Origin of the sequence: Streptomyces sp. NBC_00306 (assembly GCF_036169555.1) — a bacterium.
Taxonomy (GTDB): Bacteria; Actinomycetota; Actinomycetes; order Streptomycetales; family Streptomycetaceae; genus Streptomyces; species Streptomyces achmelvichensis.
In genome coordinates, this window is the sequence record NZ_CP108032.1 from 3,341,645 (window position 1) to 3,364,593 (window position 22,949).

Genomic DNA, 22,949 nt, shown 5'->3' on the forward strand with positions numbered 1-22,949 from the left:
GTGTGAGTGGACCCAAATCCCGTGAACCGTGTTGACTCGGTTCACAGGCTCTGCTCTTATTGACCCGTCGCTACACGGGAACTTCACCGGTCCCCACCACACTTCACGTCCCCGGAGGACATCCATGTCCCATTCCATGCAGCAGCCGCAGTACAACGCGCCGCAGGCGCCGTACACCCCGGCACCCGCCCCGGCGCGCAACGGTCTCGGCACGGCAGCGCTGGTGCTCGGCATCATCGGCACCGTCTCCGGTCTGATCCCGTTCTTCTTCTGGCTGGCCGGCATCCTCGGACTGATCGCCCTGATCCTGGGCCTGGCGGGCCGCGGCCGGGTCAAGCGCGGCGAGGCCGGCAACAAGGGAGTGACCACCACCGGCGCGGTGCTCGGGCTGGTCGCGATGATCCTCTCGGTGGTCGGCGCGGTGCTCACCTTCAAGGCCGTGGACGACGCGGTCGACGAGCTCAACAAGGCGGCCACCGGCACCACCGCGTCGAAGGAGCCGGGCGCCGCGAAGGGCGACGGCGCGGCGAAGGACACCACCAAGGACGACGCCAAGGGCAACAAGGGCGCGGGCCTCGCGGCCGGTGACAGCGCCGTCTACGACGACGGCGTGAAGATCACCGTCTCCGCGCCGAAGGCGTACAAGCCGAGCGAGTTCGCCGCCGGTCACACGGAGGGCAACAAGGCGTACGAGGTGACCGTGGTCCTCGAGAACGGTGGCAGCAAGAAGTTCGACGCCACGCTGGTGACCCCGGACGCCCGCGCCGGCAAGGACGGCGTCCCGGCCGAGCAGATCTTCGACGACAAGGTCGGCACCGGCTTCAGCGGCACCGTCCTGCCCGGCAAGAAGTCCACGGTCCGGTTCGCCTTCGACGTCCCGGCCGCCGCCAAGGACCTCACCGTCGAGGTCAGCCCGGGCTTCACCTACGACGCCTCGCAGTGGGAGCTGAAGCTCTGACCGGCCGCGCCGGGCCCTGACACCCCCGCTCCCCGGCGCACCCCTCCCCTTCTTCTGCTCCCCTCCCCCCTTTCCTCCCTCCCTCTCTCCTTCTCCCTCTCTCCTTCTCTCTCCTTCTCCCCTTCCGTCCCGACCCACCCCGGAGACCCGTCATGCAGGCCACCGCTTCCGCCCGCCACCGCCGCACCGCCGCCACCGCTCTCGCCGTCGCCCTCGCGTTCGGCGGCACGGCCTGCGGATCCCTCGACGCGGACCCCACGAGCACCAAGAGTCCGGCCGGTGCAGCGGCCGGGAAGTCCGAGGCGTTCCCCGGGCTGTCAGGCCCCGACCTAGTCAACAGAGCGGTCACCGCCACGAAGGCGGCCACCTCACTGACCCTCGACGTCACGCTGAAGACGGCCGACGGCCCCCTGAAGGGCTATATGGCGATCAGCAAGAAGGGCGACTGCGCCGGCACCCTGTCCGTCGGCTCCGACGGGACCGCCGAGCTGATCAAGACAGGCGACACCGCCTATCTCCGCTTCGACGAGGCGCTGTTGAAGTCGCAGAACAAGGGGGCGCCGGCCGAGGAGCAGAAGGCGGTGCTGGACATGATGAAGGGCCGCTGGGTGAAGACGGACGCCTCCGACGCCGAGGCCCGGGACAGCCTCGAACTCTGCGACCTGAACAAGCTGCTGGCGGACGTCGAGGCGAACGACACCGCCGCGCGCCGGGTCGGAGAGGCCACGGTCGGCGACCGCAAGGCGGTGAAGCTCACCGAGTCGGACGGCAAGGAGACCTACACGATGTACGTCGCCGCGGAGGGTGAGCCGTATCTGCTGAAGTTCGAGCAGGTGGGCGGCGAGGAGCCGGGCACGATGACGTTCTCCGGGTTCGACAGGCCCGTGCCGGCGAAGAAGCCGGCAGCCAAGGACATCCTCGACCTGGACAAGCTCGGCAAGCAGTGACGGGCGGCCGCGTCCCGGGAAGCACGGGGCCGCCACGAGCACGGGGTGCACGAGAAGGCCCGATAACCGAAGGAGGCCGCCCCTGAGGGCGGCCTCTTCGCGTCGTTCCGGAATCCCCCGTCGTTCCCGGATTCGCGTCGTTCCCGGATTCGCGTCGTTTCCGAATCCCCGGCGCTCCCCGCACCGGAAGTGCTCACACGCTGTGGCGCACCCACACGTTGGGCTCCACATAGACGGCGTACCCGCGGTCGCTCTCGCAGTGCACCGGGACCAGCGCGCCCGGCACCTCCACGGGTCCGGCCGTGTCGAACGGCAGCCCGGTCCAGGTGCGCCACTGCGCCAGCGAGCCGGAGACCGTCATCGACGCCGGAGCCACCGAGTCGATCACCCCGCCGGCCCGGACGTGGACCCGCAGCCACGGGTCGTACGGCAGGCCGTCGTCGGGGCGGGTGCGGTGGGCGTACTCCTCGATCAGGGTCCGCGGCTCCTCGCTCTTGCGGCTCGGCCGCACCGGCGCCACCAGATCGGTGAAGCCGAGCCGGCGCACGTTGTCGCGCATCGCGGCCAGCATCCGGCCCGAGATGCCCTTGCCCTGCCGGCCGTCCGCGACGGTGATCTCGATCGCGCTGACCGTGTCGGGCGCGCGGCCGTGCCGCAGATCGGAGAAGGCCCACAGCATCACCTGGTCCCAGCCGCCATCGGGCAGGGAGCGACGTCCGTCGGCGTCCAGCCGGAAGGGCACGCTGAACGCCCGTGCGGCGACGCGGCCTTCGGAGTCGGTCGCCACCAGTACGTACTCGGGCAGTTCGGCGAGGATCCGCCCCATGTTGGCCCAGCCCACCGGGTCGTGCAGGACGAACTGGGGCCAGGTCTCGGGCATCTGCCAGAGCGCATCCCGCAGTTCGGGCCGGTCGGCGAGGGTCGTGACGGTCAGGTCCATCCGCGCAGGCTAACTCCGGAGGCCTCCCGCGCCCCACCGGATTTTTTTCCGGCGGTGGGCGGCTCGTGGGACCGGGCACCGGCCACACCCTCCGGCATGCGGTGGCCGCGCTCAGCCGCCGCACTGCGCGAGCATGACCTCCTTGTCCGCGACCGTCACCGGCAGGGCGTACTTCACCGCGACCTGCGAGACCCGCACGGCGTACGAGCAGCGGATCGACTTGTTCGGCGGAAGCCACGACGCCGGGCCCGAGTCGCTCTTCGAGCTGTTGGCCCGGCCCGCCACGGGCAGCAGGTTCAGCGGGTCGTTGGCGAGTTGCTGCCGCTTCTTCACCGGCCACTGCGCGGCGCCGAGCTGCCAGCCGTACGAGAGCGGGACGACGTGATCTATCTGGACCTCCATCGCGTCCTGCTTGCGCCAGTCGATGACGGCGCCGGTGTACGGGTCGTCGAGGGTCATCGCGACGACGACGCAGTCGGAGCCCGAGCGGTGCCGCACCTCCTTGCCGTCGCGGGCCAGGAGATCGTTGCGGGTGTCGCAGCCGTTGCGGGCGAGCGGGACACCGTCGGCGCTGTCCATCCAGGCGTAGCCGAAGCGATCCCGGTCGTACCCCGTCCTGGGGCCCCGGCCCTTCGTGGCCACCTTCTCGATCAGCCGGCGGGCGGCCGCCCGGTCGCCTTCGGAACTGATGGGGGCGAGCCCCGGCTTGGTGCCGTCGGGGTTGGCGAGCGGGCTGGTGCCGGATCCCGTGCCGGGTACGACGGCCGATTCGGTGGCCTTGGGGTCCCCGGGCAGCGCGGTGCCCTCGCAGGAGGTGAGCAGTGCGGCGGCGACGGCGGCGGTGAGGCCGGCGGCGAGTGTGCGCGATATACGGCCCCGGGTTCTGTTCACGTCCGTAGGGTACTGACCCGGTCTCACGTCGCGGAGGGAGCAGCCCGGTTCCTGCCGCACGATCCGCTGCGCGCCGGAGCGGGCGGGGTTCGCGGGGCGCGAGGGAGGGCCGGGCCGCTCACACCTTGCCGATGCCGAGGGTGGTCTCGCCCGGCAGCAGACCGGAACCCAACACCCTTACCCACAGCGGGCCGAGCAGCTCGGCCAGCCGGTCCCGCTCCTCGTCGCCGACCGTTCTCCACGGCACGGCGGCCAGCTCGTCCGTACGGTGCTCGATCTCGGCCCGCAGCGCACGCCCGGCGTCGGTCGCCCCGCCGTCGTCGCTCAACAGGCCTCGCACACGCAGCCGTTCACCCCCAGCGGCCCACGCGCGCTCGTCCCAGCCGCGGCTTTCGAAGGTCTTGACGCCGGCCGCGCCGACCGCGGCGAAGGAGACGAGCGACTCGACGGGGCCGAGCCCCGCGGTCATCAGGGCGCTGAGATGTCCGTCCCCCCGGTGTTCGCGCAGGACGGTCGCGGCATGCCAGAGCACGAGGTGCGGCTCGTCGGGCCAGGGCAGTGCGGCGACGGCCGCGGCGAGCGGCCTGCCCTCGGTGTTCACGGCCTCCGCCGCGCGGCGGGCGAGCGCGGCCGCCTCGGCGAACTCCGGCCCGTCCACGGCGTCGCCGAAGAGGGTCCGGTAGGCGCGGCCGATGCCCCGCGTCCGCGCGGCGAGCACGTCGTCGGGGGCGGCGACGCGCCACGCGGCGGGAACGTGCTCGGCCACCCTGCGCGGGCTGAAGCCGTAGAAGGCGGACGCCACCCGCCCCGGGCCGACGGCGCCGAGCGGTGCGGCCCGCAGAGCGAAGTAGCTCGGCCAGCGCTCATCGGTGCGGTAGCCGAGCGCGGCGGACTCCTCGAACACCTCGGGGGCGTAGTAGAGGACCGCGTGCAGGGGCTCCAGGAGGTGCCACATCTGTCGTACGCGCGCGGTGTCGCCGGCCATGACCGTCCCCTTCGTCGCCCTATCTTGTCAGCGACAAGATTGCACCCGACCCGCAAACTTGTCAATGCCTAGATGAGGCGTAGGCTTCCCGTCATGACCAGCGAGCGCACCTATCACCACGGCGATTTGCGGCGGGCCGTCCTCACCGCGGCACTCGACGCCATCTCCACCGACGGACCGTCCGCTCTGTCCCTGCGCGACCTGGCCCGCCGCGCGGGCGTCTCCCACGCGGCCCCCGCCCACCACTTCAAGGACCGCGCCGGCCTGCTGACGGCCATCGCCACGGAAGGGTTCGACCTCCTGGGCACCACGCTCTCCGAGGCCTCGGACCTGCGCGATCTCGGCCTGCGCTACGTGCGCTTCGCCACCGGTCACCCGGCGCACTTCCAGGTGATGTTCAGCCCGGAGCTCCTGCGCCCCGACGACCAGGACCTGCTTGCGGCGCGGGAGCGCGTGCGCACGCTCCTGGGCGAGGCGGTCGCGGTCCGCGGCGCCGACCCGGACACGGGCTTCCTCGCGGCCTGGTCCATGGCCCACGGCTTCGCGACCCTGCTGCTCACCCACAACCTGGACCACCAACTGGACGGCAGGGACGCCGAAGAGGCGTTCCGGGCGCTGACGAGCGTGATGTTCGGCCGCTGACGCCCCGGGTCCACGGGGCAGGCGCAGCGCGTGCCCCGTGCGCCTGCACAGCACCGGGAGGGCGCGCGGAAGCCGCCCGGCAACTGCTCACCCGTTAATCAGGCCCGGTCGGGGCGCGCGGCTGCGTACCGTACCCCCATGCCCGAACTCCAGCGCCTGCGCGCCGACCACGCCCCCGCTCTGCTCGCCTTCGAGCTGGAGAACCGGGACTACTTCGCCGCCTCCGTCCCCGACCGCGGCGACGACTACTTCGCGCAGTTCGACGCACGGCACGCGGCACTGCTCGCCGATCAGGCCGCCGGGCTGGACCACTTCCATCTGCTGGTCGGCGCCGACGGGGAGGTGTTGGGGCGGGTCAACCTGGTCGACGTGACGGACGGGTCCGCCGAACTCGGCTTCCGGATCGCCAAGAGCGCCGCCCGCCAGGGCCTCGCCACCTCCGCCGTCCGCCGGATCTGCGTGCTGGCCGCCGGCGAGTACGGGCTGACGAGCCTGCGGGCCCGGGCGACGCACGACAACGCGGGCTCGCGGGCCGTGCTGACCCGCGCCGGTTTCGTACCCACCGGCGAGATCACCCTGTCCGGGCAGCCGGGAACGAGCTACGTACGCCAGCTGACCGCGGCCGACGCCGCCGGGTGACGGGACCCCGCGCCGGCGCCGGGGAGCAGCCGCCCCGGCGCCGGACTCGACCTAGGACCCCAGAATCGTCGTCAGGAACTCCCCGGTCCAGCTCAGCAGTTCGCGTCCCACCACCGGCTTCCCGCCGATCTTGCCCGTCGTCGGCCGCGGTACCAGGATCTGGTGGATCGCCGGCTTGATGATCGTGCGCGGGTACAGACGCTTGAGGCGCAGCTCCTGCGACTCCCTCAGCTCCACCGGGGCGAAGCGGATGTTCGGGCCCTGGAGCACGATCTCGCCGACGCCGCACGCGCGTGCCAGCATCCGCAGGCCCGCCACCAGCAGCAGGTTCTCGACCGGCTCGGGCAACTTGCCGTAGCGGTCGGTGAGTTCCTCGCGGACCGCCGTGATGTCCTCCTCCGAGTTCGCGGAGGCGATCGCGCGGTACGCCTGGAGCCGCAGGCGCTCGCCGGGGGCGTAGTCGTGCGGGACGTGGGCGTCGACCGGGAGCTCGATCTTGACCTCCAGCGGCGGTTCCTCCTCCACGCCGCCGTCCAGCGAGGCACGGTAGTCCGCCACCGCCTCGCCGACCATGCGCACGTACAGGTCGAAGCCGACGCCGGCGATGTGACCGGACTGCTCGCCGCCGAGCAGATTACCCGCGCCGCGGATCTCCAGGTCCTTCATCGCCACGTACATGCCCGCGCCCATCTCGGTGTGCTGGGCGATCGTCGCGAGACGCTCGTGCGCGGTCTCGGTGAGCGGCTTCTCCGGCGGGTAGAGGAAGTAGGCGTAACCGCGCTCGCGGCCACGGCCGACCCGGCCGCGCAGCTGGTGCAGCTGCGAGAGACCGAAGTTGTCACCGCGCTCCACGATCAGGGTGTTGGCGTTGGAGATGTCGATGCCCGACTCGACGATCGTGGTGGACACGAGGACGTCGAACTTCTTCTCCCAGAAGTCCACGACGACCTGCTCCAGCGCCGACTCGCCCATCTGACCGTGCGCCGTCGCGATCCGCGCCTCGGGGACGATCTCCCGCAGCCGGGCCGCGGCCCGGTCGATGGACTCGACGCGGTTGTGGATGTAGAAGACCTGGCCCTCGCGCAGGAGTTCACGCCGGACGGCCGCGCCGATCTGCTTCTGCTCGTAGGGGCCGACGAAGGTCAGCACCGGGTGCCGCTCCTCCGGCGGGGTGGTGATCGTCGACATCTCGCGGATGCCGGTGACCGCCATCTCCAGCGTTCGCGGGATCGGAGTCGCCGACATCGTCAGGACGTCGACGTTGGCGCGGAGCTTCTTCAACTGCTCCTTGTGCTCGACGCCGAAGCGCTGCTCCTCGTCCACCACGACCAGGCCCAGGTCCTTGAACTTGGTCTCGGAGGAGAACAGCCGGTGCGTGCCGATGACGATGTCGACCGAGCCGTCCCGCAGCCCTTCCAGGGTCGCCTTGGCCTCGGTGTCGGACTGGAAGCGGGACAGGGCGCGTACGTTCACCGGGAACTGGGAGTAGCGCTCGGAGAACGTCCCGAAGTGCTGCTGCACCAGCAGCGTCGTCGGCACCAGCACGGCGACCTGCTTGCCGTCCTGGACCGCCTTGAACGCGGCGCGCACCGCGATCTCCGTCTTGCCGTAACCGACGTCGCCGCAGATCAGCCGGTCCATCGGGACCGTCTTCTCCATGTCCTCCTTGACCTCGGCGATCGTGGAGAGCTGGTCGGGCGTCTCCACGTACGCGAACGCGTCCTCCAGCTCGCGCTGCCAGGGCGTGTCCGCCCCGAAGGCGTGGCCGGGCGCGGCCATGCGGGCGCTGTAGAGCTTGATGAGGTCCGCGGCGATCTCCTTGACCGCCTTCTTCGCGCGCGCCTTCGTCTTCGTCCAGTCCGCGCCGCCGAGCCGGTGCAGCGTGGGCGCTTCGCCGCCGACGTACTTGGTGACCTGCTCCAGCTGGTCGGTGGGGATGTAGAGCCGGTCGCCGGGCTGGCCGCGCTTGGCGGGGGCGTACTCGACGAGCAGATACTCGCGGGTCGCGCCCTGGACGGTGCGCTGGACCATCTCGATGTAGCGGCCCACACCGTGCTGCTCGTGGACGATGTAGTCGCCCGCCTCCAGCGTGAGCGGGTCGATGGTCTTGCGCCGCTTCGCCGGCATCCGCCGGCCGTCCTTGCCGGCCGCCTTCTGGCCGGACAGGTCGGTCTCGGTGAGGACCGCGAGCCGCAGGCCCGGGTCGATGAAGCCGTAGTCGATCGAGCCGCACGCGACATGGACGACGGACGGCGAGATGTCGGTCAGCGCCGAGTCCAGGCGGGCGGGAATGCCCTCGCCGCCGAGCACCTCGACGGTGCGGGCCGCCGGGCCGTGCGCCTCGGTCACATAGACCGTGCGCCAGCCGTCCGCCAGCCAGCCCTTGGTGTCGGCGAGGGCCCGCGCGGTGTCGCCGCGGTAGGTCTCCGGAGCGTGCATGCCCAGCTTGAGGGTGTCGTCCGACAGTTCCTCGTCGGCGGCGAACTGCGAGACCGACCACCACATCATGCCGAGCTCGCGGGCCCGGTCCCGGACATCGGCGATGCCCCACAGCGATGCCGCGCCGACATCGATCGGCGCCTCGCCGCCCGCCCGTCGCCCACCACCACCCGTGCCGGAGCCGGCTCCGCCCGCGCTGGACATCGCCGTCGCCGCCCACGACGCCTGGAGGAACTCCTGCGAGGTGGCCACCAGGTCGGCGGCGCGGGTCCGCACCCGCTCCGGGTCGCACACGACGGTCATCGCGCCCTGCGGCAGCACGTCCAGGAGCAGTTCCATCTCGTCCACGAGGACGGGCGCGAGGGACTCCATGCCCTCGACCGCGATGCCCTCGGCGATCTTGTTCAGCAGCTCGCCGAGCTCCGGGTGCCGCTCGGCGAGAACCGCCGCCCGCCGGCGCACCTCGTCGGTCAGCAGCAGCTCGCGGCAGGGCGGCGCCCACAGTCCGTGCTCGGCAATCTCCAGCGAACGCTGGTCGGCGATCTTGAAGTACCGGATCTCCTCGACGTCGTCGCCCCAGAACTCCACCCGCAGCGGGTGCTCCTCGGTCGGCGGGAAGACGTCCAGGATGCCGCCGCGCACGGCGAACTCGCCGCGCTTCTCGACCAGCTCCACCCGGGAGTAGGCGGCGGCCGCGAGCGCGTCCACGATCTCGTTCAGATCGGCCTGCTGCCCGGTGCGCAGCGCCACCGGCTCCAGCTCGCCGAGGCCCTTGACCTGCGGCTGGAGCACGGAGCGGATCGGTGCGACGACGACCGAGACCGGGCCCGCGGCCGGATCGTCCTTCGACGGGTGGGTCAGCCTGCGCAGCACCGCGAGCCGGCGGCCCACAGTGTCGGAGCGGGGCGAGAGCCGCTCGTGCGGCAGCGTCTCCCACGAGGGGTACTCGGCGATGCCCTCCTCCGGCAGCAGCGAGCGCAGCGCCGCCGCCAGGTCCTCCGCCTCCCGCCCCGTCGCGGTGACGGCGAGCACCGGACGTCCGGCCTCGCGGGCCAGCGCCGCCACGGCGAAGGGGCGCGCCGCCGGCGGTCCGACCAGGTCCAGATGCATACGGTTGGCATCCCGTGCGGCCCGCACCGCTTCGGCGAGCGCAGGGTCGGTGACGACGGCATCGAGCAGACCGTGCAGGCTCATCAAGGGCTTCCATCCCGGGGAGTGGGCAACGCGAATAACCCGGCTCGTCTGTCGCGCCCCACTGTCGAGGGCAGGGGGAGGGCCGGGGGTCTCCAGCGTACGACGCTGCTCCGACACTCGCGTCCGGAATCCACGCTGCGCGGTGCGGCCCGGACCGGGGTGACCAGGCGTGTCCGCACCGCCGGGCCCGGCCGCCCGGCGCCGGAGCCGCGTTGACCGGCGCGAGGACTCCCCGCGGGCCGCCCGCACCGGCTGCCGGCTACCGGCTGCCGGCCGGCGACCCGCTACCCGCTACCTGCTGCCTGCTGCCTGCCGCCGGGAGTCCCGCCGGCCCGCCCCGCGCAAGGCGATCACCGTGGAGACCGCGAGGCGATCACCGTCGAGACACGGCCCTGGACCGCAGCCCCGCGAGCGCAGCCCCGGACCGCCGCCCCCGGCCGCCCGACCCGACCCGCCCGGCACACACCGCGGCCCCGGAGTGTCCGGTGGACACCCCGGGGCCGCCCCCCGTTCCATGCGCCCGGAGGCCGTGGTGCTACTCCGTGGCGATGGCGTTGAGGACGTTCATCCGTCCCGCGCGGAAGGCGGGGACCAGGGCCGCGAACAGCCCCACGAACGCCGACCCGACGAACACGGTCAGGATCGTCGGCCACGGGATCTCCAGGACCCCCAGGCCCTCCAGTGCCAGCAGCTTCTGGGCCGCCGTGCCCCAGCCCATGCCCAGACCGAGGCCGAGCAGCGCACCGAAGAGGGCGATGACCACGGACTCCAGCCGGATCATGCGGCGCAGCTGACGCCGGGAGAGACCGATCGCCCGCAGCAGGCCGATCTCACGGGTCCGCTCGACCACCGAGAGCGCCAGGGTGTTCACCACCCCGAGCACCGCGACGATGATCGCGAGGGCGAGCAGACCGTAGACGATGTTCAGCAGCTGGCCGACCTGGTCCTTCAGGTCCTGCTTGAAGTCGGTCTGGTCCTGCACCTTGTACTGCGGGTACGCGGCGAGCGAGGACTTGAGCGCCGTGTAGGCCTCCTTCTCCTTGCCGTCGTCGGCGGAGGCGAACAGGATCAGGTTCTTCGGCAGCTTGTCGGCCGGGATGTACTGCTCGGCCGTGGCCGTGCTGGTGTACTTCACGCCCTTGTCGACGTTGCCGTCGTCGGAGGTGATGGCCGCGACCTTCAGCTTCGCGCTCTCGCCGCCCTTGAAGGCGACGGTGAGCGTGTCGCCCACCTTCACGCCGTGCTCCTCGGCGTAGGTGTCGCCCACCGACATGGCGTTCTTGCCGTACGCGGCGGACAGTTCGCCGCCCACGGTCTTGCGGCGCAGGTCCTGGGCGTACGTGGCGTCGGCGGCGACCAGTTCGTCGTCGACGGTCTTGCCGTCGGGCGAGGTGATCTTCGCGTTGACACCCTTGTACTGGGTGACGTGCGCGATGCCGGGCGTCTTCTCCAGCGCCTTCTGCGCCTGCGGCACGATCGGCTGGCCGTTGGAGGACTGGACGATGAAGTCCGCGCCGACCGACTTGTCGAGCTCGTCCGTCGCGGAGGCGACCATCGAGGAGCCGACCACCGACAGGCAGGCCACCAGGGCGAGCCCGATCATCAGGGCGGCACCGGTCGCTCCCGTACGGCGCGGGTTGCGCAGCGCGTTGCGCTCGGCCATCCGCCCGACCGGGCCGAACATCCGCAGCACGAGCGCGCTGATCACCCGGACCACGACACCGGCGAGCAGCGGTCCGACGACCACGAAGCCGATGAGCGAGAGGACCACACCGAGGCCGAGGAACATCGAGCCCTCGGCGGCCTTGTCGGCCTGCGTCGCGACCAGCAGGGCCGCGGCGCCGGCGCCGGTCAGGAGCAGTCCGATCGCGGCCCGGACCTTGCCCGCCCTGCCGTCGGCCGGAGTTCCGGCGTCACGCAGCGCGGCCATCGGGGAGACCTTGCCGGCGCGCCGGGCCGGCACATAGGCGGCGACGACGGTGACGACGATGCCGAGGACCATGCCGACGACCGGGGTCGTCACCTTCACCGTCAGATCGTCGGTGGACAGGTTCATGCCCATGGAGCCCATGAGCTTCATCAGTCCGACGGCGAGGCCGACACCGGCCGCGATGCCCGCGACCGAGCCGACGATGCCGAGGAAGAGCGCCTCGATCAGGACGGAGCGGTTCACCTGGCGGCGGCTGGAGCCGATGGCCCGCATCAGACCGATCTCGCGGGTGCGCTGGGCGACCAGCATCGAGAAGGTGTTGACGATCAGGAAGATGCCGACGAGGAGGGCGATCCCGGCGAAGCCGAGCATCGCGTACTTCATGACGTCGAGGAAGGAGCCGACCTCCTCACGGCCCGCGTCGGCGGCCTCCTTCGCGGTCTGCAGCTTGTAGGGGGCGTCGAGCGTGGCGGCGATGTTCTTCTTGAGCTGCTCGTCGCTGACCCCGTCGGCCGCCGTGACCGAGATCCCGGTGAACAGGCCTTCGCGGCCAAGGAGTTCACGCTGCGCGGTGGCGGTGTCGAAGTAGACGATCGTGGCGCCCGGGTTGGTCACCTTGAAGGAGGCGATACCGGAGATCTTCGCCTTGAAGTCGCCGGTGACCGCGATGGTGCGCAGTTCGTCGCCGATCTTCAGACGGTGCTTGTCGGCGGTGTCGGCGTCGACCATCATCTCGGTGGGTCCGCGCGGCGCGTGGCCGGAGGTGATCTCCATCGACTTGAGGTCGTTGTCGCTCCAGCCGCCGGCGATGGTCGGGGCGCCGTTGGTGGCGCCGACGTCCTTGTTCTTCGCGTTGACGACGGTGACGCTCATGCTGGAGACGCCGCCGTCGGCGGACTTGACGCCCTCGGCGGTCCTGACCTTCTCGACGAGGGACGCGGGCAGCGTCTCGGGCCGGCCGGTCTGCGGTGCGTCGTCGTCATCGGCGCCCTGGGGGCTGACGGTGACGTCGGAGGCGGTGCTGGCGAAGAGCTTGTCGAAGGTGGTGTTCATGGTGTCGGTGAACACCAGCGTCCCCGACACGAAGGCCACGGACAGCAGCACCGCCACGGCCGAGAGCGCCATCCGCCCCTTGTGCGCGAGGAAGTTGCGCAGGGAGGTCCTGAAGACGGTCACGACGTACGCCCCCGAGCGTCGAAGTCCTTCATGCGGTCGAGTACGGCGTCGGCGGTGGGACGGAACATCTCGTCCACGATCCGGCCGTCGGCGAGGTAGAGGACCCGGTCCGCGTACGAGGCGGCCACCGGGTCGTGGGTGACCATCACGATGGTCTGGCCGAGCTCGTCCACCGAGCGGCGCAGGAAGCTGAGAACCTCCGCGCCCGCGCGGGAGTCGAGGTTTCCGGTCGGCTCGTCACCGAAGATGATCTCGGGCCGGGCGGCGAGCGCCCTGGCCACGGCGACGCGTTGCTGCTGACCGCCGGAGAGCTGGGTGGGCCGGTGCTTCAGCCGGTCGGACAGGCCCACCGTCTCGACGACCCGGTTCAGCCAGCCGGCGTCCGGCTTGCGGCCCGCGATGTCCATGGGGAGCGTGATGTTCTCCAGGGCGTTGAGCGTCGGCAGCAGGTTGAAGGCCTGGAAGATGAAGCCGATCCGGTCCCGGCGCAGCTGCGTGAGCTTCTTGTCCTTGAGACCGGTGATCTCGGTGTCGTCGAGGTAGATCTGCCCCGAGGTGACGGTGTCGAGCCCGGCCAGGCAGTGCATGAGGGTGGACTTGCCGGAGCCCGAGGGGCCCATGATCGCGGTGTACTGCCCGCGGGCGATGTCCACATCGACCTGGTCGAGTGCGACGACGCGGGTCTCGCCGCTGCCGTACGCCTTGACGACCTGCCGTCCACGCGCGGCGACGGCCGTACGCCCTCCGGTGTCCCCGTGCGGGGGAATGGTCACAGCCGTTGTCACGGTAAGTCTCCTATGTCGGTGAGGTGAGGGTGTCGCCGCGTGCGGTTCGAGTCTGTCGGCGGAAGCGCTCCGGCGCGCTGGTGCGAGGCGCAGTCTTCGACCGGGGGTTTTCCCCACCCCCCGGTGGTGCGGCCCCGGTTGCGGCCGTAAGAACAACTTAAGGACGCGCGGCCGCCGCTTCGTCGTCCCCCGGAACGAAAGCCCCCTGGCCACAAGTAGGGAGGTCCCCCTAGGGGCCTCCACCCGCGGGTGGAGGCCGACCCGCTCAGGCTGCACCCTCCCGCAGCGTCAGCCTCAAGTGAGAAGGTGTGGGGAAAATAGATGCAGGGGGAAAGGATCCAGCGGTGACGGAGACACCGGAGACGGAACCGCGAGGACCCGTCTCCCCCACGAACGGCGGCGACGCCGGCACGGCAGCCCCTACGGGCCGCGGTCCCGTGGTCGCCGCTCTCATGCTCGGCATGGCGCTCGCCGCGCTGGACGGCACCATCGTGTCCACCGCCGTACCGCAGATCGTCGGCGACCTCGGCGGCTTCTCCGTCTTCTCCTGGCTCTTCTCCGGCTATCTGCTCGCCGTCACCGTCACCCTGCCGGTGTACGGGAAGCTCTCCGACACCTTCGGCCGCAAGCCCGTCCTCATCGCCGGGATCATCCTCTTCCTGCTCGGCTCCGTCCTGTGCGCGGCCGCCTGGAACATGGGCGCGCTGATCGCCTTCCGCGTCGTCCAGGGCCTCGGCGGCGGCGCGCTCCAGGGCACCGTGCAGACCATCGCCGCCGACCTCTACCCCCTGAAGGAACGGCCGAAGATCCAGGCGCGGCTGTCCACCGTGTGGGCCGTCTCCGCCGTGGCCGGCCCCGCGATCGGCGGACTGCTCGCCTCGTACGCCGACTGGCGCTGGATCTTCCTGATCAACCTTCCCGTCGGCGCCGTCGCCCTCTGGCTGGTCGCCCGCCATCTGCGCGAACCCTCCCGCACCCGGCCGGCGGCACGCCCCCGCATCGACTGGCCCGGCGCGCTCGCCATCTTCGGCGCGGGGGTCCTGCTCCTCACCGCGCTCGTCCAGGGCGGCATCGCCTGGCCCTGGCTGTCCGCGCCCTCACTCGCCCTGCTCGGCGGCAGCGCCGTCCTCATCGCCGTCACCGTCGTCGTCGAGCGGCGGGCCGCCGAGCCGATCATCCCGGGCTGGGTCTGGCGCAGGCGCACCATCGCCGCCGTGAACCTCGCCCTCGGCGCCCTCGGTCTGCTGATGGTGGCCCCGACCGTCTTCCTGCCCACCTACGCCCAGTCCGTCCTCGGCCTCGGACCGATCGCCGCCGGCTTCGTGCTGTCCGTGATGACCCTGAGCTGGCCCGTCAGCGCGGCCCTGTCCAACCACGTCTACAACCGCATCGGCTTCCGGCACACCGCGATGATCGGCATCACCCTCGCCGGCCTGATCCTCGCGGCCTTCCCCCTGCTGCCCTACCCGGGCGCCCCCTGGCAGCCCGCCCTGCTCATGCTGCTGCTCGGCGGGGCGCTCGGGCTCTTCCAACTCCCCCTGATCGTCGGCGTCCAGTCCACCGTGGGCTGGGCCGAACGCGGCACGACGACCGCGTCCGTCCTCTTCTGCCGCCAGGTCGGCCAGAGCATGGGCGCCGCACTCTTCGGCGCCGTGGCCAACGGGGTCCTCGCCGCCCGCCTCGGCAGCGCGGGCGACCTGGACTCCGTCTCGCACGCCCTGGAGAACCCCGCGGCCCTCACTGCCGACGCGGCGGACCAACTGCGCCGGGCGGTGGACGCGGCGGTCGACCATGTCTACCTCGGCGCTGCGGTCGCGGCCGGGCTGTCGCTGCTGGTGCTGCTGTTCGTAGCCCCCCGGCGCTTTCCCGTACTGGACGACAACGAGCAGCCGGCGCCGAAGAGTTAGACCGGGCACTCCCCGAGCTGCGCCCGTTCCGCGGGCCGGATCTCCGCTGCGGCGCCGATGCCGCCCGTTCGCCCGGGGCGGTCTCTCAGCCCTCCGCCGCCGCGCGGCCCGTCAGCGTCGCCAGGCTGTTGCGGATGTGCGCCATGGTCGCGTTCATCTCCTCGCGTGCCTCCTCGTGCTCGCGCAGCATCCGCTCCGTCTCGCGCGCCGTGCGCTCCTCCTGCATCCGCGCCTGGGCGAGCAGGTCGGCGGCCTGCGCCTCCGCGCCCTCCTGGCCGTGGCGGGCGTACTCCTCCGCCTGGGCGAAGGTGCGTTCGGCCTCGACGAGAGCGGCCTCCGCAACCGCGGTCCGCTCGGCGTGCTCAGCCTCGAACGCCCCCTCACGCTCGGCGAGTTCACGCTCCACCGTCTCCCAGCGCCCGGCCTGCTCCCCCTCCAGCTCGGCGAGCATGCCCTCCGCACGGCGGCGCATCTCCCGCCATGCGCCCATCACCTCGCCGCGCTGCTCCTTCATCTCGCCGCGCGCCTCCGCACGGGCCTCGTCGGCCGCCGCCTGCGCCGCGAGCAGGATCTGCCGGGCGCGCTCCTCGGCGTCGGCCCGCAGCCCGTCCGCCTCCTCGCGTGCCTTGTCCCGCAGCCGCTCCGCCTCCGCCTGTGCGGCATCCGCCTCCGCCTGCGCCTCGTTGCGCGCCGACGCCCGTACCTCCTCGGCCTCCTCCTCGGTCAGCGCAAGGAGGTACTGGGCACGGCGGCTGAACGTCTCGTACGTCTGAGGGACGAGCGTCGTGACGACCTCACGCAGCCGGCCCGCCTCCGCCTCCATGTCCTTGGCGAGGACGGTCAGCCGCGCGGCACGCTCCCAGGCGTCGTCGCGGTCCTGCGACAGGGCGGTGACGTAGGCGTCGGTCTCCTCCATGCGGTAGCCCCGGCCACGGACGGCGGCGAAGCCGTGGGGTGACACCGATGCAGCGCTCATCCTTCAAGCCCCTCTCCGACAGAAAACGCGATTGTGCGCATATCCTGATGGATGCGGGCGAAACGCTCATAACGCGACACTCCCTGGGGAGAAAGCAAAGAGGGGCGCCCGGTCCGACCACCGACCGGGCGCCCCAATTGTCGTACTAACGGCCTTACAGCAGACCGTCCCACATCTGCTCGAGCAGGACCGACCACCAGCTCTCCGGCGACGACAACGCCGCCGGGTCCAGCGCGGCGAGCTGCGCCTGGAAGTCGACCGTCCAGCGGCCCGCCTGCTCCGGATTGAGACCGAAGCGCAGCCGCCACATCCGGCCCAGCAACGCCAGCGAGCGCACGAACTCCGGCAGCCCGCTGTTCACGAACTGCGGCGCCACCGCCTGACCACCGGGACCGGCCTCCACCGGCACCGCCACGATGTGCGCCGTGCCGTACTGAACACAGATCGCCCGGCCGAAGTCGCTGCCCACCACCAGATACGACCCCGCGTCCACCGCGGGCTGCACCTGACGCTGCGCCGCGAGCTCGGCCAGCGTCGGAACGACCGGCTGAGCGGGCTGCGCCCAGAAGAACGGGTTGAAGTCACCCGGCAGACCGGCCCACACCAGCGTGGCACCGACCACCTCCGGCACGCCCTGACGCGACACGGCCCGCTGGTCGAACCGGCAGATGCCCTGCGGCCCGAAGGCCGCCACCAGCTCCTGCGCGATCGCCTGCGGCGGGACCGGAGGCACGGCCTGCACGGGCGGCAGCGGCATCCGCACCGGAGCGGGGCGCGCCGGACCGTCCGCGACCTGATGCAACTCGCCCTGATGCGTGACCAGTTGCTGCATGCCCTGCTGACGGCTCGCGTGATCCCTGCCGTACGGCGCGATGTTGGTGATCCGCGCCTGCGGCCAGGTCTCGCGGATCATCCGGGCGCAGTAACCACCCGGCAGCTCGCACGACTCCAGCTCGGTGTGCAGCTCCAGCACCTGCTGCGGCGGCACGTTCATGGCCCGCAGCTCATGCAGGATCTGCCACTCCGGATGCGGAGTACCGGGCGCGGAGCGGCGGATCAGCTGGGCCTCGGAACCGTCGGGCGCGCGGTAGCGCAGCACCGCCTGGTAGCCGGGACCGACCGTCGGCTGCCCGGGCGGCTGCGGCGGATAGCCGTACGCGGGCGGCCGGCCACCCTGCTGCGGCGGACCGGGCGGCACGGCCCCCGGAGGCGCACCGGGCGGACCGGGCGGACCGGGCGGCTGCGGAGCACCGGGACCCATGGGGTTGGGACCGGCCAGCATGGTCGCGGCATGGTGAACACCGCCACCAGGAGGCGGCGTCGAACCGGGAGGACCAGGAGGACCAGGGGGCTGCGGAGCCCCGGGGGCACCCGGGGCACCGGGAGGACCAGGAGGCTGCGGAGCACCAGGACCCGCCTGACCCGGATCGGCGAACATCGTCGCCGCATGATGAACCCCGCCACCAGGAGGCGGCGTCGAACCGGGAGGACCAGGAGGCCCGGGAGGCTGCGGAGCCCCGGGGGCACCCGGAGCACCGGGCGGACCAGGAGGCTGCGGAGCACCAGGACCCGCCTGACCCGGATCGGCGAACATCGTCGCCGCATGATGAACCCCGCCACCAGGAGGCGGCGTCGAACCAGGAGGACCAGGAGGCCCGGGAGGACCAGGGGGCTGCGGAGCACCCGGAGCACCCGGCGGACCGGGAGGCTGCGGTCCCTGCGGACCCGCCTGCGAGACGAGCTGCGTCGGCAGATACCCGCCCGCCGGCGCACCGGGAGCACCCGGCCCCGACGGCGGCGGCGTCGCACCCGGCCGCGCACCCGGAGTACCGGGCGCGCCGGGCGGCGGCGGAGTCGTCGACCCTCCTCCGCGGGGAGAACGTGCCCCCCGCGGCGGAGCCTGCGCCTTGCTCGTCGCCGCGTCCGCTATGTCGGCGGCGCCCTGCTGCGGCTCGCCCACCGCAGGCGCCACCGCAGTCCGCGGCAGCCGGCTGCCCCCGGACATCAGCGCGGTCGGCGCATCCGCGCCCACCACCGGCGGCGGAGTGTCGTCGTCGTCACGGCCGGAGAGCGGCGGCGCGAACACCGTCGCCGGAAGCGGCACGGACGCGTCGTCACCGCCCGCGGCACTCGTGTCCGTCCACGGCGTACCACCCGTCCGCGACGACGGCGCACCGTCCCCGGCGGCCGGCTCGTCGCCGTCCGAACCCGCGCTCGGCCACACCGACCCACCCCGCGACGCATCTGCGCCCGAGGACCCGGCCTCCGGCCAGGACGAACCACCGAGCGACGAACTCCCGCCCGCCTGTGACGCGTTGGCCCCACCCGACCCCGAAGAAGCGTCCGCCAAAGACCAGTCGGACCCGGCCGACGGCGTACCGGCAGCTGCCGGAGCCACCGGTGCCGAAGGAGCCGCCGGCGCCGGCGGGACAGCATCCGCAGGCGCAGAAGCCGCAGGCGCAGGCGCAGCCGGCTCGTCCGCCGACGGCCGCCGGTCGGGAATCCCCAGCTTGTCCGCCGCGTCCTGCAACCACTCCGGCGGACTCAGCAGGAACGACGTCTGATGCAGATCGATCCTCTGCGGCTGCTCGGGCACCACGGCCGGCGCGTCCTGGATCCCGTACTCCTCCTCGTACCGGCGGATCACCTCACCCACCGGCAGCCCGGGCCACAGGGTTGCCTCGCCACTGTCCCGCGCGATCACGAGCCGCTGCCGGCCGCCGTCCGAGCGGGCACCGCCCTCGCGATCCTCCGCCCACACCACGAACCCGAGCTCGAACTCCCGCACCCGCACCTCGCGGTGCTGGTAACCGGGCACATCGCCGTTGACCCACTCTTCCGCGCGCTCCTGCGCCTGCGCAAAAGTCACCATCGGAGCGTCACCCCTCGTCCGCAACGGGGACGGCACGCGCGAAGCCGCCGTCCACCATCAGATTCGCCACGGTCTCCAGCTCCGGCGGATTGCCCGCCAGCCGCTGCAGGAAGGCGTCGAAATCCTCGCCGCACGGCAACAACAGCCGGTCCACGCGCTCCTGGACATTCCACCCGTCCTGGTCACGCGCGTCGTCATAGGCACAGAACCACACCGAACCGACACCCGAGCCCCTGACCTTCACCGCCAGAATCCCGCCCTGGACGAACGCCACACCCAGGAAGTCCTTCGTCAGATGGTCCCGCAGGCACTTGTTGACGTACACCAGATCATTGACCGCCGCCTCGTCGCGCACCGTGAAGAACGGCTGGTCCACCAGCAGCCCCAGCTCCGCGTCGAGCGCCGCACCCACCGGCGCACAGCCGCCCGCCGCCTTCAGAAAGGAGCGGTACGCGCCAGGCAACCGGTAGCCCAGATCCTCTTCCACGCCCAGCAACTGCTGCTCGGACACCGACACCGAAGCCTTCGGCAGCCCGAAGTGCGCCGGCCGGGTCTCCTGCAACGGGCGCGTACCCCGCTTGTCCCCGTCGACCGCCGTCGTCGCCAGCCCGCCGTGGTGCCGCAGCAGCGCCTTCACCTCGACCGGCACCAGCTCCAGCCGGCGCGTCCCCGCCACGTGGTGCCACGTCCAGCCGTGCGGAGTCGCCACCGCGGGAATCGTGTCCCACAGCTCATGGCCGTCCGCGTGCAGCGCCGCGTTCGCCGACACATAGTCGGTCAGCCGCAGCTCATCGACACCGAAGCCCTCCGGCGGCTCCGCGATCTCCGCGGCGGCACGCGCATACGGCGAGAACACCGGAAATCCGTTCTCGTCCACCCGCACACCCCGAGGGTGGCGCGAAGCCCGAACCGGGTCCGGGAAGTTCACGACCTGACCGGCGTAGGCCGCATTCGGTGGCGCGACGTGTCCCCCGGCCCGGGGGCCGGGAGGTGCTCCCAGCCCTTGCCGACCTGTCGTCATGGCGATCTGCCCCCTGCTGCTTCTGACTCGTTCAGGACAGACTATGCGGTGCTGCAATAGGCAGTACCGGCCCTCCGGTTCCGTCACCAACTGTCACAACCGAGTGACCGAACGACGACGGACCGACACGTTTCAGTGCCCCCGCTTCCCCACCCAAGCGCCCATTTGGCAGGCTGTCCCGCAACTCGGGGGAGTGCACGGGAGGGGACTACAGCACCATGCACACAGCGCAACCACGTACGTCAGACACGTCAGGTGATCCTCGTCTCAGCTGGAGCAGCACGGAAACAGCCCGCACGCCCGCACTGAACCACCGGCGCGACGGCATCCTGCCCGCCGTCGCGGCAGCACTCTCCGTACGCGGCGAAACCCTCACCAGCACCGCCGGAAAGGGTGATCAGCCACCCGTACTCCACCCACTCGTACAGGACTTCCTCGACACCCTCACGAGTGGCCAGCGCGAACGCTTCACCGGCCGCTGCCCCGAAGCCATCCTGCTCTCCCGGCACCTCACCGCCGCCGAGAACCAGCGCTCCAAGCGGGCCCAGCGAAAACCCCTCACCCACAGCGAGGCCAAACGCGCCCTCAAACAGGGGAAGTTGACGGCACGTAGGATCCGCGAGGACGGCGACCCGCTGCACGGCAGCTACGCGCCGCCCTGCCGTTCCTGTACGGCGATGCTCGACCACTTCGGTGTCCGGGCAGTGGATCCGACCGCCGCCGGCACCTCCGAGAATGGCTGAACCAGCACTGATGCCCGACCACCTCAGCACCACCCGGTTCCCGGTGGCCGTCGACGCCGCCCTGCGCGACGCGGGCTGGCAGCCCGGCCGCTGGGACATCAAACTCGCCGAACACTGGGCCGACACCCTGCGCTCCCACGCCTCACCCGCCGGCCACCGGCACACCGTCTTCCCCGCGGCCGTCGAAGCCTGGGCGGAATTCGGCGGACTGCACGTCACCGCATCCGGCCCCGGCCGGCAGACCGCGCCGACAACCCTGCACATCGACCCGCTCGCCGGACTCCACCTCGCCCGCACCTTCGCCGACCTCGGACGCGCCCTCGACACCGAGGTCTCACCACTCGGCATGGAAGGGGACCAGCAGGCCGTCCTCGCCATCGACAGCGAGGGACGCGTCTACAGCCTCGACCACACCGGCGACTGGTACCTCGGACCCGACATCGACCAGGCACTCGCCACCCTCGTCAACGGCGTCCAGCCCACGCGGCTCACCCTCGGCTGACCCGCCTCCGCCGCAGAACGCCGGCGCCCGCCGGACGTCAGAGACTCACCGACGCCGGAAGCTCCTGACCCGCCGACGGATCCCGGTCGGGCAACACCGCGGACACCCGGAAACCCCCCGAGTCCGTCGGCCCCGACACGAACACCCCGCCCAACGCCAGCACCCGCTCCCGCATCCCCACCAGACCGTTTCCCCCGCTCGGCAGCCGCGCGACCCCCGCCTCACCGGCAGCATCCGGCGCACCGTTCTCCACCTGCATGGCCACCTCGGCGTCACGGTGCGCGAGCCGCACCATCACCTTCGACCCCGCCGCATGCTTGTGCACATTCGTCAGCGCCTCCTGGACCACGCGATAGGCGGTCTGCTCCACCTCCGGCGCATACACCCGCACTTCACCCTGCACCGCGAGCTCCACCACCATCCCCGCCTGCCGCGACTGACCCACCAGATCCTCGACATCGGCGATGCACGGCCCGTCCTCCGCAGCCGCCTCGGCCGCCGCCGCGGCAGCCGCGGCCACCGCCGCCAACGGCACCGGAGCCACCCGCCGCTGCCCGTCGTCCCCCGCCCGCAGCACACCCAGCATCTCGCGCAACTCCGTCAGCGCCTGCCGGCCCATGTCCCCCACCAGCGCCGCGTTCTTCACCGCCTTCTGCGGATCCTTCAACGCCACCGCCTGCAACGCCGCGGAATGCACCACCATCAGACTCACCCGGTGCGCCACCACGTCGTGCATCTCGCGCGCGATCCGGGTCCGCTCCTCCGTCCGCGCCCACTGCGCCCGCTGCTCCGCCCGGTCCGCCAGCAGCGACAGCTCCTGCTCCAGACTGTCGGCGCGCTCCCGCAGGCTCTCCATCAGCCGGCGCCGGGCACCTATGTAGAGCCCGAAGAGCACCGGCGGGGCGGTCAGCCCCACCGACATGAAGCCGGCCATCGTCGGTACGTACCAGGCCCCCGGCTCCGGATCGAAGCCCGCGGACTGCACGTCCTGACGGACCCGCACGAACGTCACGATGAGCGTCGCCGTCAGCGACATGCTGGCCAGCAGCGCGGTGATACGGCGCGGAACCTCGGACGCGGCGAGCGTGTACAGCCCGACGACACCCATGAGATAGCCCATCTCGGCCGGCGTGATCGCGATCGACACCAGCACGACGGCGATCGGCCAGCGCCGCCGCAGCACCAGCACGGATCCGACGACCAGCCCGAACAGCACCCCGATCGGCACCGGGATGGCGGCCTGCTCCGCGAACCCCACACCCTCCAGCGCGCATTCCAGGGCGGAGAACAGCCCGAGCCCCACGTCCAGCGCGACACTCCGCCGCCGTCCCCACCACAGCCAGGTACGGGCGGTCGTGCCCGTGCCGTCCTGGTGTGCCCCCGTTGTGGTCATGTCTTCCAG

17 protein-coding genes are annotated in these 22,949 nt (G+C 71.8%); 7 read left to right on the plus strand and 10 right to left on the minus strand.

All coding sequences use genetic code 11. The features are described 5' to 3' along the window. Positions 1–124 precede the first annotated feature (124 nt). On the plus strand, positions 125–958 hold the full coding sequence (locus OHA05_RS14675) for a DUF4352 domain-containing protein (protein WP_313945877.1): 834 nt from the start codon (positions 125–127) through the stop codon (positions 956–958). Positions 959–1,110: 152 nt separating this feature from the next. Continuing rightward, positions 1,111–1,905 (plus strand): hypothetical protein, encoded by a 795-nt coding sequence (locus OHA05_RS14680; protein ID WP_328860811.1) that lies wholly within the window; start codon positions 1,111–1,113, stop codon positions 1,903–1,905. Between the two features lie 193 nt (positions 1,906–2,098). Here the strand turns inward: OHA05_RS14680 and OHA05_RS14685 are convergent, their stop codons facing one another. The 3 genes from OHA05_RS14685 to OHA05_RS14695 all read right to left on the minus strand — a co-directional run bounded on the left by OHA05_RS14685 (position 2,099) and on the right by OHA05_RS14695 (position 4,721). Beyond that, positions 2,099–2,845: an N-acetyltransferase gene (locus tag OHA05_RS14685; protein WP_328860812.1), complete on the minus strand. Its 747-nt coding sequence runs from the start codon at positions 2,843–2,845 to the stop codon at positions 2,099–2,101. A gap of 111 nt (positions 2,846–2,956) precedes the next feature. Beyond that, positions 2,957–3,736 carry an HNH endonuclease family protein gene (locus OHA05_RS14690; RefSeq protein ID WP_443043696.1) on the minus strand — a complete coding sequence of 260 codons (780 nt, stop codon included), beginning with the start codon at positions 3,734–3,736 and terminating at the stop codon, positions 2,957–2,959. Positions 3,737–3,854: 118 nt separating this feature from the next. Next, positions 3,855–4,721 carry an SCO6745 family protein gene (locus tag OHA05_RS14695; protein ID WP_328860813.1) on the minus strand — a complete coding sequence of 289 codons (867 nt, stop codon included), beginning with the start codon at positions 4,719–4,721 and terminating at the stop codon, positions 3,855–3,857. A 93-nt stretch (positions 4,722–4,814) separates the two neighbouring features. Between OHA05_RS14695 and OHA05_RS14700 the strand changes: the two genes are divergently transcribed. After that, complete coding sequence (locus OHA05_RS14700; RefSeq protein ID WP_328860814.1) at positions 4,815–5,363, plus strand: TetR/AcrR family transcriptional regulator; 549 nt, start codon at positions 4,815–4,817, stop codon at positions 5,361–5,363. A gap of 138 nt (positions 5,364–5,501) precedes the next feature. Continuing rightward, positions 5,502–6,002 (plus strand): GNAT family N-acetyltransferase, encoded by a 501-nt coding sequence (locus OHA05_RS14705; RefSeq protein ID WP_313945869.1) that lies wholly within the window; start codon positions 5,502–5,504, stop codon positions 6,000–6,002. Positions 6,003–6,053: 51 nt separating this feature from the next. On the opposite strand, the gene mfd is transcribed toward OHA05_RS14705, so the two are convergent. The 3 genes from mfd to OHA05_RS14720 form a co-directional block, all read right to left on the minus strand. Beyond that, on the minus strand, positions 6,054–9,635 hold the full coding sequence (mfd, locus tag OHA05_RS14710) for a transcription-repair coupling factor (RefSeq protein ID WP_328860815.1): 3,582 nt from the start codon (positions 9,633–9,635) through the stop codon (positions 6,054–6,056). Between the two features lie 535 nt (positions 9,636–10,170). Continuing rightward, positions 10,171–12,741, minus strand: a complete 2,571-nt coding sequence (locus OHA05_RS14715) for an ABC transporter permease (protein ID WP_328860816.1) — start codon at positions 12,739–12,741, stop codon at positions 10,171–10,173. Beyond that, entirely contained in the window at positions 12,738–13,526 is a 789-nt protein-coding gene (locus OHA05_RS14720; RefSeq protein ID WP_328860817.1) for an ABC transporter ATP-binding protein, read from the minus strand. The genes OHA05_RS14715 and OHA05_RS14720 overlap by 4 nt, the downstream gene beginning before the upstream one ends. Positions 13,527–13,870: 344 nt before the next feature. On the opposite strand from OHA05_RS14720, the gene OHA05_RS14725 reads away from it, so the two are divergent. Continuing rightward, the gene (locus tag OHA05_RS14725) at positions 13,871–15,433 is read left to right on the plus strand and encodes an MFS transporter (RefSeq protein WP_328860818.1); all 1,563 of its coding nucleotides are present in this window, start codon (positions 13,871–13,873) and stop codon (positions 15,431–15,433) included. Between the two features lie 85 nt (positions 15,434–15,518). On the opposite strand, the gene OHA05_RS14730 is transcribed toward OHA05_RS14725, so the two are convergent. From OHA05_RS14730 to OHA05_RS14740, 3 genes are all read right to left on the minus strand, one after another. Next, complete coding sequence (locus OHA05_RS14730) at positions 15,519–16,409, minus strand: cellulose-binding protein (RefSeq protein ID WP_328860819.1); 891 nt, start codon at positions 16,407–16,409, stop codon at positions 15,519–15,521. 154 nt (positions 16,410–16,563) lie between these two features. After that, positions 16,564–19,281 (minus strand): SUKH-4 family immunity protein, encoded by a 2,718-nt coding sequence (locus OHA05_RS14735; protein WP_328860820.1) that lies wholly within the window; start codon positions 19,279–19,281, stop codon positions 16,564–16,566. A 7-nt stretch (positions 19,282–19,288) separates the two neighbouring features. Then, complete coding sequence (locus tag OHA05_RS14740) at positions 19,289–20,302, minus strand: SMI1/KNR4 family protein (protein WP_328860821.1); 1,014 nt, start codon at positions 20,300–20,302, stop codon at positions 19,289–19,291. 218 nt (positions 20,303–20,520) lie between these two features. Here OHA05_RS14740 and OHA05_RS14745 point away from each other — a divergent pair, with 218 nt between their 5' ends. Further along, on the plus strand, positions 20,521–21,045 hold the full coding sequence (locus tag OHA05_RS14745) for a YwqJ-related putative deaminase (RefSeq protein WP_313945861.1): 525 nt from the start codon (positions 20,521–20,523) through the stop codon (positions 21,043–21,045). A gap of 10 nt (positions 21,046–21,055) precedes the next feature. Then, positions 21,056–21,547, plus strand: coding sequence for an SUKH-3 domain-containing protein (locus OHA05_RS14750; protein WP_328863397.1), 492 nt, complete (start codon positions 21,056–21,058; stop codon positions 21,545–21,547). A 37-nt stretch (positions 21,548–21,584) separates the two neighbouring features. On the opposite strand, the gene OHA05_RS14755 is transcribed toward OHA05_RS14750, so the two are convergent. Next, entirely contained in the window at positions 21,585–22,940 is a 1,356-nt protein-coding gene (locus OHA05_RS14755) for a sensor histidine kinase (RefSeq protein ID WP_328860822.1), read from the minus strand. Positions 22,941–22,949 lie beyond the last annotated feature (9 nt).